The organism is Vibrio hannami (genome assembly GCF_029589055.1).
Taxonomy (GTDB): domain Bacteria; phylum Pseudomonadota; class Gammaproteobacteria; order Enterobacterales; family Vibrionaceae; genus Vibrio; species Vibrio hannami.
The window spans coordinates 391,276-405,017 of sequence record NZ_JARQZP010000003.1 but is presented as its reverse complement, the minus strand read 5'-3'; the positions used below and the strand labels follow the sequence as shown (position 1 = coordinate 405,017).

Sequence of the window (13,742 nt, the reverse complement as noted above, 5' to 3'; positions counted from 1 at the left end):
GAGTGACTTAACAGAGATATATTCTTGAAATCTATAAATACTTGCTGGGTAGATAAAATCGATAAACTGCTTTCTGATCAAAAATAGTGAAACTGCTAAACCCTAACTTACTGTAGAACGACTGTGCCCCAATGTTGGTAGGTTGGATAACAGCTTTAATCAACTTAATTTCAGTGCCTTTTAGATAGTTTACCATCTTAAAAAATAGCTTGTTTCCTACTCCCTTTCCGCGAAAATCAAGATCGACAAAAGTACCAATCTCGCCAACATCTGGATCTTCAGTAAACATAACATCCTGCATACCAAGCAACCGGCCTGTTTCAGCGTCAACTGCTACTAAAATTATGCCGTTCTCAGGGAACAATTGGATAAATGCGAGTTGTTCTTCGACAGAGGTACTCTCAATAGCAGTAAGACCTGCATCGATAATTGGCTGAAGAAGAGCAACCATGGCTTCGGCATCCTCTGGTCGCGCTTCTCTAATTAGAATGTTAGCTAATGGCATATTTTACAGCCGCTTGAGCATGAATTGCTGTGGTGTCGTACAACGCGACATCGGTATGTTCTGGTTGAACAAGCAGAGCAATTTCTGTACACCCAAGAATCACTGCTTGCGCGCCTTGTGAGTGTAGTTCCTGAATAATTTTTAGATACTCATTTCGAGAGTTTTCTTTTATTTCGCCAAGACACAGTTCGTTGTAAATAACATCATGAACGATATCTCTTTGCTGCTGATTCGGGATAACCACATCAATACCGAAGTTTTCTACTAATCGGGACTTATAGAACTCCTGCTCCATGGTGAACCTAGTACCAAGCAAACCAACCTTTGTAATTCCATCGGCCTTAAGCTTGTTCGCGGTCGCATCAGCAATATGCAGTAGAGGAATATTTACTGCAGACTGAACCTCAGTCGCAACTTTATGCATGGTGTTGGTACAGATTAAAAAGAAATCAGCTCCGCCAGCTTCGACGGCTTTGGCTGCATCTGACAATACGGCGGCTGTTTTGTCCCACTCCCCCTTGTGCTGCATCTCTTCGATCTCAGCAAAGTCGACACTATAGAGTGCAATCTTTGCAGAATGCAGACCACCAAGTTCGTGTTTAATGCCTTCGTTTAATACGGAATAGTAGCTCGCTGTAGACTCCCAACTCATTCCACCAATCAGTCCAATCGTTTTCATTTCTTAATCCTTATATGATGCAAGGCAGGCAAAACGGTAACCTGACTATCAACAACCTGATTGTTCAATTTTGCACTCATCATCTCAAACAGAGTTTGGGAGATACTTGCACAATCTTGCTCTATTGAACTTATTCCTATAGGTAAGCAATCGAGAATGGAGTAGTTATCGAATGTGCCTAACATTAAACCGCTATCCATAAGATCATTTTGCGACAGATAACGAAGCACGCCTTCAAGTATCGAGTAAGAGGCGGTGAATACCGCATCGGGCATTCGCCCAAGGTTCTCGACACTTTCCTGCATCATGCAAAATCCCGACTCTGGCTGGTAATCCTCCTGGTATTCCCACTCAGAGTTAATACCTATCACGGAATTTTCCAACGCATCTCTATAACCCGATATACGATCAATACTCGGGGATAACTGCATTAAGCCACCGAAGAATAAGCATTCTCTTGTAGATTCTTCAATCATCGAACCAACCAGTTTGCGCGTCGCACTTCTCGCGTCAGTAACAACAGTTGGTAGTTCCGAACCTTCGATTCTTCGGTCAAATAGAATGACAGGCAACTTACTGTTTAATTCACAATAAAACTCTTTTTCGGTGATAGCCGAAGCAACCATAATAAGATCAACCTGACGCTCGATCAGGTTGTGCACCGCTCGCTTTTCTTTCTCTACATTATCGTCTGACGAAGCGATTAACAGTTGATAGCCTGCCCCTAAGCATAGACCTTCCAACTCTTTAGCTATGGTGGCAAATCCCATATTAAGCAGATCGGGAATGACTAACCCTACCGTATAAGTCTTTTTCGATTTAAGAGCCCGGGCGTACACACTTGGCGCATATTGATGCTGTTCAACCACATCTCTGACTTTCTGTACTGTCTCCTCAGTGATTCTGTGTTTCTTAGCATGCCCATTCAGTACAAAACTGACTGTAGATTTTGATACACCTGCGTAGCGAGCAATATCAGCAAGTGTCACCTTCTTTTTATTCATTAAAAACCTCTGGTTACCGCCTGAGTGTATCTAATTTCTGTCGAATTAACGAGCGTGTGCGGATCACAAATTTTCACCTTCCAAATAAAATATCCTACCTTCATATTGCATTGCTAAACCGATTTAGTAAACTTCAACTATCGTAACTAATCAGGAATTACAGAATGAACAGAGTATGGGTTACCGGTGATGCCGTTGTAGATTTGATTCCAGAAGGTACAGATACGTATCTGAAATGTCCGGGTGGTGCTCCGGCAAATGTTGCTGTAGCGGTATCAAGACTTGGCGGAAATACAGGTTTCTTTGGTCGCGTTGGTCAGGATCCTCTGGGCCGTTTTATGGAATCAACCCTATCAGGCGAAGGTGTGAATACTGAATTCATGTTACTTGACGAAGCTCAACGTACTTCAACTGTGATTGTCGATCTTGATGACTCTGGTGAACGTAGCTTTACCTTTATGGTTAAGCCAAGTGCTGATCAGTTTATGCAAACATCTGATATCCCTGAGTTCAAAGCCAACGAGTGGCTGCATGTTTGCTCAATTGCACTGGCAAACGAACCTAGCCGCAGTAGCACGTTCGCTGCTATGGAGCAGATTAAAGCAGCTGGCGGATTTGTTAGCTTTGACCCAAACCTTCGTGATGAAGTATGGGCCGATCACACTGAAATTAAAGATGTTGTACTAAAAGCTGTATCACTGGCAGATGTTGTGAAATTCTCTGACGACGAGCTGTTATTCCTTACAGAAACAGATTCACTGGAATCAGGTCTGGATGCAGTCAAAAAATACAACAACCCATTGGTTCTGATCACTCAAGGAGCGAAAGGTGCTCTGGTTGTTCGTGAAGACTCACAAGAGCTTATCGCCGGTAAAGCGGTTAAGCCTGTTGATACTACAGGTGCCGGTGATGCTTTTGTTGGTGGTATGCTGGCAAAGCTTGCACAAAGTAACGACTGGAATACAGAAAAATACATTAAGTCTGCGGTTCAATGGGCAAATGGCTGCGGTGCACTAGCAACCACCCAAAAAGGCGCGATGACAGCTCTGCCAACACAAGCTGATTTATTGGATTATATTGCTTAACACAGAGTTATTTTATTGCTGCTGATGCCTATCCAGTTCAACGATTAGCATTGGCAGCCATTAAAAACGTTTACCGATAAAACAGTTTAGCCAACTGTGATACTTTACTATCAATTTGATCTAACGCTATATTGCCAAAACCAAGAACCGCCCCATTCCATTTTCTGTCTGTGTTACTGCCAAATTCGTAATATCCCAAAGCTCTTACAATGAGCTCCTCTTTCTCAGCCAATTCAACAAACTCGTCTTCATTAATGCCCTGAACCCATTTAAGCGTTAAGTGCATCCCGGCTGGCTGACTAACCACCTCAACCGCATCACCAAAATGAGTCGCCACCGACTCCACCATATGCTCATACTTGCTCTTATATAGGCGTCTCATCTTCCTGATATGCCTTAGCAAATATCCCTCACTAATAAAATCCGCCAATGCTGCTTGAGTATGAGTTGGTGAATCACCAGAAAGCGCATCTTTTATTTCCAGGCACTTCGGAAGCAGCGGCTCTGGCACAACCATATAACCCAATCTTAATCCGTTAAACATCACTTTACTAAAGGAACCGATATAGATAACACGGTCATCCTGACTAATTTGACCTGCTAGCCCTTGCAAGCTGGTGTAAGGCCTATGAGCAAACTGAAATTCACTGTCGTAGTCATCTTCGATGATCCAGCTTCGTGTTCTGGTTGCCCAATCAATAAGCTTTAGCCTTTGTTCAGTATCTAGCGTTGTCCCCATAGGGTACTGATTACTAGGTGTTATATATAACGCTTTGGCTGCGCTTCGAATAGCTTGTTCTACATTCAACCCTATCCGCTCTTCTACTTTGACAGGAACGTAATTTAACCCCAGTAATTTCATCACTTTAGTCATCTGAGCATACCCTGGTTGCTCCATTAAAACAGAGCCCGATTCATGAGTGGTCACCATTAAGGCGATTGATAGAGCCTGTTGAGCACCAGCAGTAATGATAATTCGTTCGGGGGAGCATTTTACTGACCGACTACCAGCCAGATAATTAGACAAAGCAACTCGAAGGTTATGGTCACCTTGAAGATCCTGATTACCTAACAAAGACGTACGAGAAAGGTGTCGTTGTAGTAATCGCTGCCAGATAGCATATGGAAACTGCTCTAAATCCGGGACTCCGGGAGCAAACGGCGCGTTAATTCTGGTTACATTCAACTGACCTCTGCTATGCGCTTTCTTAGACTCAGAACCGATAAAATGTTCTGGAAGCTCAAGAGTAATATAAAAACCAGATCCTCTTTTGCTTTCTATATAGCCTTCTGCTACAAGCTGTTCATAGACCAGAGTCACCGTATTTCGGCTCACAGAGAGTTCTTCCGCCAACTGCCTAGAAGAAGGAAGCTTTCCTCCTTTGTGCCACAGCCCGCTAACTATTTTATCTCTTATTGCCTGAAACAGTGCTTCCTGTTTCGACCCAACAGTATAAGCTAAGGATAAATCGCCACTGTCTAACGGCTGCATACTGGCACCATGTAAATATTAATTTTGGACCTAATCACCATACCAGTTGCTCATTATATTGAAAGCACATAAATGGATATCAGGGAAAAGAGACAATGCTTTCGCAAACAAAAAGAACAGAAATTAATAAAAGTAGCCACAAAGCCGTATTCGATACAGAGAAACTGCATCAAATAATTGATGAAAGTTTAATCGCACATATCGCTATCATGGAAGAATCAGGACCGGTAGTTATCCCGATGCTAGCCTGGCGTGTAGACGACTATGTGTATATACACGGAGCTAAGAATAGCCGTCTGATGAAAAGCCTGAAAAACGGAGTCCAGACTTGCTTAACATTTACGCTATTTGATGGTTGGGTATTGGCTCGCTCTGCCTTCCATCATAGCGCGCATTACCGCTCTGCCGTGGTGTTCGGTAGCTTTGAAGACATCAACGACAATGTTAAAAAAGATCGATTGTTAAACCACTTTATTGAACAAATAGCACCAGGACGTACCGAAGATATCAGGCTGAGTAATGAAAAGGAGTTATCCGCTACCGTCCTACTTGGCATGCCGCTTACGGAAGCGTCTGTGAAAATAGGTAAGCACGGTGTCAATGATGATAAGGATGATCTTGAGCTGGATGTCTGGGTTGGGATTTTACCTTACCGAACTCAAGTTGGACCTCTTGAACCTGTTTCAGATTTAACCGAAGGTATCAACACACCCGACTATAGCTCTGCATACTCCGGCAGGTGGTTCAAATAGTGCCAAATTGTTAACAGCCGCCACAAGCAAACGTTTGCTTGTGGCAATTAGAGCAAATTAACTATTGTTTTTATTGTCAATCCGTTATCTTAATGCGGTGTTTTAATCAATTAATCCAATCTATGAACTCTACTGATAAACCCTGGCTAAAAAGCTACCCTTCCGATGTGCCTGAAACTATCGATGTCGATCAATACCAAAATATATCTGAGCTATTTAGAGAGTCTTTCTCAAAAAATGCTAATAAAGCGGCATTCGTCAATATGGGGCACTCGTTAAGCTATCGTGAGCTCGAAGAAAAAAGCACCGCTTTTGCAGCCTATTTGCAAAAAGAGCTTCATATGAAGAAAGGTGATCGCATCGCTTTAATGATGCCAAACCTTCTGCAATACCCAATTACTATCCTTGGTGCTCTTAAAGCTGGCTTAGTCGTTGTAAACGTAAACCCACTTTACACACCAAGAGAACTCCAGCATCAGCTTCGAGATTCCGGCGCTACGGCGATTGTTGCTGTGACTAATTTTGGCAACAACCTCCAACAAGTGATCGGGAAGACCAGCATTAAGCACGTTATTCTCACTCGCATTGGCGACGAGCTAGCCCCGCACAAACGTACATTGGTAAACTTTGTGGTTAAGTACGTTAAGAAGATGGTGCCAAAATATAATTTGCCTGGTGCAATTTCACTTAGAAGAGCGCTAACACAGGGTAAAAACCTGACGTTTAATGAACCAGTGATAAATAGCGATGATCTCGCATACCTACAGTACACAGGTGGCACTACCGGTTTGGCAAAAGGTGCAATGCTTACTCACCGCAACATCATTGCTAACGTTCTGCAGGTATACGGCCATTTTGCGCCAAGAACATCATTAGAGAACGAACACGCGGTAACTCCACTTCCGCTGTACCATATCTTCGCTAACTCAGTAAGCATGATGCTGATTATGTTCTTTGGAGGCACGAACCTATTAATTACAAACCCTCGTGACTTAGATGGATTCGTCAGTGATCTGCGTAAGTACCCTTTTACAATGATCTTTGGTCTGAATACCCTGTTTAACGGACTGAACAACCACTCAGGTTTCCGTGCTCTGGATTTTAGTACCGCTAACTTCACCATTGCAGGAGGTATGGCTACCCAAAAGCATGTAGCTGAAGAGTGGCAGAAGATAACGGGTATGCCGATTGTCGAAGGTTACGGTTTAACAGAATGCTCCCCGGTTGTTGCAGGTGGCGTTCATACTCAACAGTCATTTGTACCTTCAATCGGTGTACCAATGCCCGGGACAGACCTAAGGATCGTCAATCCGGAAGGTAATGAGTTGGACGCCGGCGAAGTGGGTGAAATCCAGATTCGCGGCCCTCAGGTGATGAAAGGCTACTGGCAGCAAGAACTAGAAACCAAAGAAGTCATGCAGGAAGGTGGCTGGATTAACTCTGGCGATATTGGCCGCATGGACGAGCAGGGTTTCTTCTATATCGAAGACCGTAAGAAAGACATGATTCTGGTGTCTGGCTTCAATGTATTCCCTACTGAGATAGAAGAAGTAGCAACACTTCACCCTAAAGTGGTTGAAGCAGCAGCTATTGGTGTACCAGATGACGTTGCAGGTGAGCGAGTGAAACTCGTGGTTGTCACTAGCGGTCCTGTTACTCCGGATGATATTAAAAAGCACTGCAGAAACCATCTGACCGGATACAAGATCCCGAAAATCATTGAGTTTAGAGATGAGCTGCCTAAAACGAACGTAGGTAAAATTCTTCGACGAGAGTTACGCGACAGCTAGGCGCGCAATTGATACAAAAAAGCCTCTGCCAGTGAATACTGACAGAGGCTTTTTTAATTCTGGACAGAGGCTATTAAAACTTCTTAGGAGCAAAACCTGTCATTACATCCAGACGAAGCTCTTTTCCTAGCTTAGTCATTGGGTGAACAACCACCAGACCTTTAACTGAACGCTTCAATTTACCCATATCCGCCTGCTCTGCTTTAGTGATTTCGCGAGAGAAAGGCATATCTAACAAGCTTTTACGCTCTTTGTTCAGGTCATACTGTTGCTTGTGCTTCAGTTGGTTAATCTTTTTAGTTACCTGATCAATTTCATCAGTAAACTTTGAAATCATTGGCTGATCGCCACGAGATTTCGCCGCATCAAGCTTACGCTTACAGTTATCCAGGCGGTTTTGTTGCTTCTGGATATCAGTTTTCATACTCATGGCAATCAACTCTATGTTTGTTAAGGGGCGCGGAGTATAGCATATACTCAACTAACGTCACTAATGTAATCTGGTTATTGTAAGTTTTTAAACTGAAGCTCTACCAGTCGACTGTATAACTCACTGCTTTGAAGCAAAGAGTTATGGTCTCCGACATCCATCAATCTTCCATTTTCTAGCACGGCTATTTTATCCGCATGCTGAATGGTAGAAAGACGATGCGCAATAATCAAAGTGGTACGATTCTCCATCAATACTTCTAACGCTTTTTGTACCTTGTGTTCACTTTCGCTATCAAGCGCGCTGGTCGCTTCATCCAGAAGAAGCACTTCAGGGTCTTTTAGTATCGCTCTGGCGATCGCTATCCGCTGCTTTTGCCCACCAGACAGACGAACACCTTTATCCCCCAGAAAACTATTGTACCCCTCAGGCAGATTAACAATAAACTCGTGCGCGTTAGCTTTTTTTGCTGCTTCTATCACATCCTCATCAGTTGCTGTCGGGTTGCCATAACGTATATTGTGGAAAACGTCGCTACTAAACAGAGCTGGTTGTTGAGGTACTAAAGCCATTTTGCCTCTTAGTGCTTCTGGTTTGAACTCTTTAATGTCTACGCCACCAAACAACAAGTTACCCGACTGTGGATCATAAAAGCGCTGTAAAAGCTCAAACAATGTCGACTTACCTGCACCTGAAGGTCCTACGAGTGCTAATACTTTTCCTTGTTCAGCTTTCAATGTTAGGCCATCGGTTGCAGCTTGATCTGGGCGCGAAGGATAATGGAACGTAACATCCTTAAATTCGACTTCTGCAGGTAAGTTTTCTGTCGATAAACCTCCCGACTTTGGTGGAGTAATATTACTTTTTACTTCAAGAAGTTCGATCAACCTTTCCATTGCTCCTGCAGCTCTTTGCAGTTCTCCTAGCACTTCAGAAATAGTGGCAAGAGAAGAAGCAACAAGAATGGCGTAAAAAACAAAAGCCCCTAGCTCTCCCCCACTCATCACACCGGAAATTACGTCACTACCACCGATATAAAGCATGCCTGTAATAGCGCCAAATACGATAATGATAACACCAGCGATAAGGGTTGCTCTTTGCTGAACACGTTTACGACCAACCTGAAACGCCTTCTCAACCTCAACAGAAAACCCGGCTCTTTCCTGTTCTTCTCTGGTATAACTCTGAACAGTTTTGATGTGCTCAATCGCTTCTCCGGCATAGCTGCCGACATCTGACATGGAGTCCTGACTCTGACGCGACAACGCCCTCACCCTGCGGCCATACACTAATATTGGCACCAGGATAAAAGGTACTGAAATCAGCACAATTAATGTCAGTTTTATATTTGTGGCAAACAGCATTATCAATGCACCTACAAACATCAGAGCACTTCGCATCGCCATAGAAAATGACGAACCAATAATGCTCTGAAGCAAGGTGGTATCTGTGGTCAGGCGAGACATCACATCACCACTGCCTTTGGCTTCAAAATAGTCAGGTGGAAGCGTGATAGTGTGATTGAAAACGGCAAGCCGTATATCAGCACTGACTCGCTCACCCAGCCAGGAAACCAGATAAAACCGGGCATAGGTACCGGCAGCAATCATAACCGTTACCGCCAGTATAAATATCACCGCTAATCGCAGTTGTTCAGGTGAACGCTCTGCAAACCCAGAGTCAATGAGCAACCTGACTCCTTGCCCAATAGACAGCGTGAGCGCTGCCGTCGCAATAAGAGCAATCAAAGCAAAAAAGGCTCGTAGTTTGTATGGTCGAACAAAGGTAATTAAGTTAAGTAATATCGATAAATTTTTGTTTTTATTCTTATTCATAACGCTTCCAGTTGAAGTTCGCCAAATCTAAATGGCATAACTAGACTTTATATCATATGTAGTGGTTATGCTTGAATGTCACGTCACATTAAACCAGAATGGCACCCTCTAAGTAATGAAACTAGCAACACTCCATGGACGGTAATTGATGTCACAAGATCCAGAATTCACCCAGGTACAGAACACACCAGAAGAAAGGAAAATAGCTTCAACCTGGAAAACACCGCAGAATTTTCTGCTTATTATTTCTATTATTGTGCCTATTACCTTTTCCAGTTGGATGGCGTTACTGAATAATTTTGTCGTTGAAAGGGCGCAGTTCGACGGTGCAGATATTGGATTACTGCAAACCGTACGCGAGATACCTGGGTTCCTCGCTTTCTCCGTTATCTTCTTGTTAGCGTTTATTAGGGAACAGCGATTTATGATTATTTCGCTTTTCCTGCTCAGCATCGGTGTTGCGATCACTGGCTTTTTCCCGTCGCTTTTCGGACTTCTGGTTACTACATCCATTATGTCGATAGGTTTTCACTACTTTGAAACCTTAAAACAGTCCCTTTCTTTGCAATGGTTAAGTAAAGATGAAGCCCCGGAAATGTTGGGAAAGATGATCTCCGTTGGTGCATTGGCCTCCTTGTTTACCTATGGCTGCTTGTGGCTGCTGTTGGAACAGTTTGCGTTGGATTATAAATGGGTCTACTTGATCTCTGGTGGCGCTGGGTTCCTGTTGGTGCTTGTTATAGCGCTCTATTTCCCTCAGTTTGAAACCCATACCCAGCAAAACACTAAACTCGTTCTGCGTAAGCGTTACTGGTTGTACTACGCGCTCACTTTTATGAGCGGAGCAAGAAGACAGATTTTCACCGTATTTGCCGGATTTTTGCTGGTAGAGAAGTTTGGCTACTCGGTTTCAGATATCACGCTACTATTTCTAATCAACTACTTGTTCAACTTCTTATTTGCCAAGAAGATTGGCAGATTTATCGGTAGAGTTGGTGAACGCAAGGCGCTGGTCTTCGAGTATGTCGGACTCTTTATAGTCTTTTTCGGTTATGCAATTGTTGAATCAGCAGAATGGGCCGCAACGCTTTATGTTATCGACCATCTGTTCTTTGCCATCGCTCTGGCTATTAAAACCTACTTCCAGAAAATTGCAGACCCAGCGGATATGGCGTCGACAGCAGGCGTAAGCTTTACCATCAACCATATCGCCGCAGTAGTGATACCCGTCACCTTTGGCTTTATCTGGTTAGTGTCTCCGGCGGCGGTATTCTATATTGGGTCATTTATGTGTGTAATCTCTCTACTGCTTTCACTCAACATTCCCGAAAAGCCAGCCAGAGGGAAAGAAGTTCGCTTTTTTAGTTGGGGGTAGATATGAAAATTGCCGTTATTGGTTTAGGGGATATTGCATGTAAGGCTTACTTACCAGTGATCACTCAACTCAGTAATGTTGAGCTGATATTCTGTACCCGAAATCAACATTCACTAACACAGTTAGCCCAACAGTATCGAATATTTTCTACTGAAACCGACTATAAAAGCCTTATCAAGCACCAGCCTGACGCCGTGATGATTCACGCAACTACTTCAGCGCACAATGAAATAGCATCTTTCTTTCTACAAAACAGAATCGCTACGTTTGTGGATAAACCGCTGGTTGATAGTTACGAACAAGCTGAAAATCTCTATGAGATGGCTGAGCGCTACTCCACCCCTTTATACGTTGGTTTTAATCGTCGGCATATCCCGCTTTATAACCAGAACCTACCAGAGTTAGCTGAAGGTAATGTTGGCGAGCTAACTTCTTTAAGATGGGAAAAGCACAGATACAACCTAACCGGTGAAAGTCGCACCTTTATCTTTGACGACTTTATTCACCCTCTCGATAGTATCAACTTATCTTCAAATATCTCCTTGGACGATATTCATATCGTTACGCAGAAAAAAGATAATCAAATTGCCCGCATCGATGTTCAGTGGATGATAAACGGCTGCATTGTTGAGGCCTCAATGAATCGAATGAGTGGTGCAACTTTCGAAAGAGTATCTGCTTGTTATGAGAACCAGACCTATGAGTTTGATTCTTTTATTCAGGGTAAGCACCTGAGTCAAAACGTAGCGACAGAGATAAAGCTCAAAGACTGGACACCTATGCTGGAATCAAAGGGATTTGTTCATATGCTTAGAGATTGGATTTCGGTGATAGAAAAAGGTGCGATGAATCCAGAAGTTGTAAACCGAAATTTACTGACACACAGAATTGCTGAACATATCTATAGTCACGTAAGTTAACCCAACTCTCAATTATTGGATTCGTTATTTGACCATGTTTTCTACAGAATTCTATTATTAATACGTATAGTCAACTTTGGTATAAATATGAGTAACGAAACCCAAGAACAATTAAAAGCTTATCGTTTGATTTTACTGGCTATTGATGATGTGGTTCGCGCTGGCGCACAACCGAGATATGATGGTGATGACAGCTCATCAAACCCAGCTTCTTTTAAGAAACTGGTCATGCAATACGCTGGGGATAAAGTCAGTGAAGAAGCCATCGATCAAGCTTTAAAGATACCTCTTCAGGATATAGCCAAAGCCCTAATGAACGTATCTAAAACCGGGTCAGTTCAGGATGTTCGATAACTCCTGAATTACTCCATCATTTCTCCTCAATCAGCGAGTAGTCTGTAACCATCAAATAACGTACTACGCATCATGCGATTCGTATTTAATGGGTACAGACTATGAAAAAAATCATTCCTTTATCACTTGTTCTTGCATCGTTCTTTTCCGTCCAAACCATGGCAAATGACCAGCCACCTCAAGGGCAGCCACCTTCGTTTGAAGAGATGGATACAAACGGTGACGGAGAGCTTCAAGCAGATGAAGTAAGAGGGCCACTAGCCGATCACTTTGATGAGTTTGATAAAGATTCAAGTGGCGGACTTTCAGAAGAAGAACTACCGCCACCTCCACCAGCTAGATAAGTTTTTGTATACCCCGCACCGCTGCGGGGTATATACCCTAGTATTAACCAGAGATTGAAGCCGCACACCCAACAAAAGCATCAACTTCATCTTCAGTAGTAGAAAAACTCGTCACAAGGCGAACAACACCCTCTTCCCAGCGTCCGTGGTAGAACTGAAATCCTGCTTCATCTAAGACTGCAATTGTCTTTAACGGCAACTTGCAGAAAATAATATTCGTTTCCGATGGGTTTATCAGCTCAACACCATCAATATCGCTAAGTCCCTTTCTCATTTTGGACGCCATAGCATTTGCGTGATTCGCGTTATCGAGCCACAAGTTGTCAGTGATATAGGCATCTATCTGAGAAGACAAGAAACGCATCTTTGACATCAGGTGACCGGAACGCTTACGACGATATTCCAGTTCTGTCGCCAGGCTTTTATCAAACAGTACAACGGCTTCTACTCCAAACGCACCATTTTTAGTTGCACCAAAAGAGAGTGCATCTACCCCTGCCTTCCAGGTCATTTCTGCAGGAGAACAACCAAGCGCAGCTATAGCATTGGCAAAGCGAGCGCCATCCATATGGAGCTTCATATTGTGCTTCTTACAGACATCACCAATGGCTTGCAACTCTTCCAGTGAATAAATACTGCCAGTTTCTGTAGCTTGTGTAACGCTTACCGCAGAAGGCTGAACAGAATGAACATCTCCAGCTTTAACGGATGCACGGGCGGAAAGCTTTATAGGGTCAATCTTGCAATCTGCACCATCAATCGATATCAGTTTCACACCATTACTAAAGAATTCAGGCGCACCACATTCATCGTTATTGATATGGCTGTCCGGGTGACAAAGTACTGCCCCCCACGCGGGTGACATTGACGCAAGGCACAAGCTATTCGCAGCTGTTCCTGTAGGCACCAAAAGTACTGACACTTCTGTTTCAAACAGCCCGCTCATTTTCTGCTGTAGCTGCTGAGAAATCTCATCTGCACCATAAGGCATTGCGCCACCGGAGCTATCGCTAATCAGCGCTTCAAGAATTTTAGGAGACACTCCAGCGACATTGTCACTGCCAAAAGAGATCATTTGCTTTGGTGCGGTTTTAGACGTCATAAAAGTTCTCAATCCTACTGCAATCAAACAGTATTCTGTAATAGTAATCAGAGGATTGTACCGAAGGTAAGTTTA

The 13,742-nt window shown here is 43.4% G+C and carries 14 protein-coding genes; 7 read left to right on the top strand and 7 right to left on the bottom strand.

What is annotated here, in order from left to right; translation table 11 throughout:
• Positions 1-31 precede the first annotated feature (31 nt).
• The 3 genes from P7F88_RS03445 to P7F88_RS03435 are packed head-to-tail and all read right to left on the bottom strand — an operon-like array spanning position 32 to position 2,188.
• Complete coding sequence (locus tag P7F88_RS03445) at positions 32-505, bottom strand: GNAT family N-acetyltransferase (RefSeq protein WP_277821947.1); 474 nt, start codon at positions 503-505, stop codon at positions 32-34.
• Positions 492-1,184, bottom strand: a complete 693-nt coding sequence (locus P7F88_RS03440) for an aspartate/glutamate racemase family protein (protein WP_277821946.1) — start codon at positions 1,182-1,184, stop codon at positions 492-494. The genes P7F88_RS03445 and P7F88_RS03440 overlap by 14 nt, the downstream gene beginning before the upstream one ends.
• On the bottom strand, positions 1,181-2,188 hold the full coding sequence (locus P7F88_RS03435; protein ID WP_277821945.1) for a LacI family DNA-binding transcriptional regulator: 1,008 nt from the start codon (positions 2,186-2,188) through the stop codon (positions 1,181-1,183). The genes P7F88_RS03440 and P7F88_RS03435 overlap by 4 nt, the downstream gene beginning before the upstream one ends.
• A 164-nt stretch (positions 2,189-2,352) precedes the next feature.
• Between P7F88_RS03435 and P7F88_RS03430 the strand changes: the two genes are divergently transcribed.
• Positions 2,353-3,273: an aminoimidazole riboside kinase gene (locus P7F88_RS03430; protein WP_277821944.1), complete on the top strand. Its 921-nt coding sequence runs from the start codon at positions 2,353-2,355 to the stop codon at positions 3,271-3,273.
• 70 nt (positions 3,274-3,343) lie between these two features.
• Here the strand turns inward: P7F88_RS03430 and pdxR are convergent, their stop codons facing one another.
• Positions 3,344-4,765 (bottom strand): MocR-like pyridoxine biosynthesis transcription factor PdxR, encoded by a 1,422-nt coding sequence (gene pdxR / locus P7F88_RS03425; RefSeq protein ID WP_277821943.1) that lies wholly within the window; start codon positions 4,763-4,765, stop codon positions 3,344-3,346.
• A gap of 95 nt (positions 4,766-4,860) precedes the next feature.
• On the opposite strand from pdxR, the gene P7F88_RS03420 reads away from it, so the two are divergent.
• Both P7F88_RS03420 and P7F88_RS03415 read left to right on the top strand, forming a co-directional pair.
• A complete protein-coding gene (locus P7F88_RS03420; protein WP_277821942.1) occupies positions 4,861-5,517 on the top strand; it encodes a pyridoxamine 5'-phosphate oxidase family protein in 657 nt (218 codons plus the stop codon).
• Positions 5,518-5,639: 122 nt separating this feature from the next.
• Positions 5,640-7,307, top strand: a complete 1,668-nt coding sequence (locus tag P7F88_RS03415; protein ID WP_277821941.1) for an AMP-binding protein — start codon at positions 5,640-5,642, stop codon at positions 7,305-7,307.
• Positions 7,308-7,380: 73 nt separating this feature from the next.
• On the opposite strand, the gene P7F88_RS03410 is transcribed toward P7F88_RS03415, so the two are convergent.
• Together P7F88_RS03410 and P7F88_RS03405 are read right to left on the bottom strand one after the other, a co-directional pair.
• Positions 7,381-7,737, bottom strand: coding sequence for a YibL family ribosome-associated protein (locus P7F88_RS03410; protein WP_277821940.1), 357 nt, complete (start codon positions 7,735-7,737; stop codon positions 7,381-7,383).
• A 74-nt stretch (positions 7,738-7,811) separates the two neighbouring features.
• The gene (locus P7F88_RS03405) at positions 7,812-9,572 is read right to left on the bottom strand and encodes an ABC transporter transmembrane domain-containing protein (protein ID WP_277821939.1); all 1,761 of its coding nucleotides are present in this window, start codon (positions 9,570-9,572) and stop codon (positions 7,812-7,814) included.
• 148 nt (positions 9,573-9,720) lie between these two features.
• On the opposite strand from P7F88_RS03405, the gene P7F88_RS03400 reads away from it, so the two are divergent.
• The 4 genes from P7F88_RS03400 (at position 9,721) to P7F88_RS03385 (ending at position 12,565) form a co-directional block, all read left to right on the top strand.
• Positions 9,721-10,947: an MFS transporter gene (locus P7F88_RS03400; protein WP_277821938.1), complete on the top strand. Its 1,227-nt coding sequence runs from the start codon at positions 9,721-9,723 to the stop codon at positions 10,945-10,947.
• A 2-nt stretch (positions 10,948-10,949) separates the two neighbouring features.
• A complete protein-coding gene (locus P7F88_RS03395; RefSeq protein WP_277821937.1) occupies positions 10,950-11,867 on the top strand; it encodes a Gfo/Idh/MocA family protein in 918 nt (305 codons plus the stop codon).
• A gap of 87 nt (positions 11,868-11,954) precedes the next feature.
• Positions 11,955-12,221, top strand: a complete 267-nt coding sequence (locus P7F88_RS03390) for a hypothetical protein (RefSeq protein ID WP_277821936.1) — start codon at positions 11,955-11,957, stop codon at positions 12,219-12,221.
• A gap of 101 nt (positions 12,222-12,322) precedes the next feature.
• The gene (locus P7F88_RS03385) at positions 12,323-12,565 is read left to right on the top strand and encodes an EF-hand domain-containing protein (RefSeq protein WP_277821935.1); all 243 of its coding nucleotides are present in this window, start codon (positions 12,323-12,325) and stop codon (positions 12,563-12,565) included.
• Between the two features lie 43 nt (positions 12,566-12,608).
• Here P7F88_RS03385 and P7F88_RS03380 read toward each other — a convergent pair whose 3' ends face one another.
• The gene (locus P7F88_RS03380; protein ID WP_277821934.1) at positions 12,609-13,667 is read right to left on the bottom strand and encodes a threonine aldolase family protein; all 1,059 of its coding nucleotides are present in this window, start codon (positions 13,665-13,667) and stop codon (positions 12,609-12,611) included.
• Positions 13,668-13,742: the final 75 nt, after the last annotated feature.

Bases quoted from the DNA above. Each gene is read 5' to 3' on its own strand.
- P7F88_RS03395 (WP_277821937.1), top strand. From the start codon at position 10,950: ATGAAAATTGCCGTTATTGGTTTAGGGGATATTGCATGTAAGGCTTAC.
- P7F88_RS03405 (WP_277821939.1), bottom strand. From the start codon at position 9,572: ATGAATAAGAATAAAAACAAAAATTTATCGATATTACTTAACTTAATT.
- P7F88_RS03380 (WP_277821934.1), bottom strand. From the start codon at position 13,667: ATGACGTCTAAAACCGCACCAAAGCAAATGATCTCTTTTGGCAGTGAC.
- P7F88_RS03410 (WP_277821940.1), bottom strand. From the start codon at position 7,737: ATGAGTATGAAAACTGATATCCAGAAGCAACAAAACCGCCTGGATAAC.
- P7F88_RS03430 (WP_277821944.1), top strand. From the start codon at position 2,353: ATGAACAGAGTATGGGTTACCGGTGATGCCGTTGTAGATTTGATTCCA.
- P7F88_RS03435 (WP_277821945.1), bottom strand. From the start codon at position 2,188: ATGAATAAAAAGAAGGTGACACTTGCTGATATTGCTCGCTACGCAGGT.
- pdxR (WP_277821943.1), bottom strand. From the start codon at position 4,765: ATGCAGCCGTTAGACAGTGGCGATTTATCCTTAGCTTATACTGTTGGG.
- P7F88_RS03415 (WP_277821941.1), top strand. From the start codon at position 5,640: ATGAACTCTACTGATAAACCCTGGCTAAAAAGCTACCCTTCCGATGTG.
- P7F88_RS03385 (WP_277821935.1), top strand. From the start codon at position 12,323: ATGAAAAAAATCATTCCTTTATCACTTGTTCTTGCATCGTTCTTTTCC.
- P7F88_RS03390 (WP_277821936.1), top strand. From the start codon at position 11,955: ATGAGTAACGAAACCCAAGAACAATTAAAAGCTTATCGTTTGATTTTA.
- P7F88_RS03400 (WP_277821938.1), top strand. From the start codon at position 9,721: ATGTCACAAGATCCAGAATTCACCCAGGTACAGAACACACCAGAAGAA.
- P7F88_RS03445 (WP_277821947.1), bottom strand. From the start codon at position 505: ATGCCATTAGCTAACATTCTAATTAGAGAAGCGCGACCAGAGGATGCC.
- P7F88_RS03420 (WP_277821942.1), top strand. From the start codon at position 4,861: ATGCTTTCGCAAACAAAAAGAACAGAAATTAATAAAAGTAGCCACAAA.
- P7F88_RS03440 (WP_277821946.1), bottom strand. From the start codon at position 1,184: ATGAAAACGATTGGACTGATTGGTGGAATGAGTTGGGAGTCTACAGCG.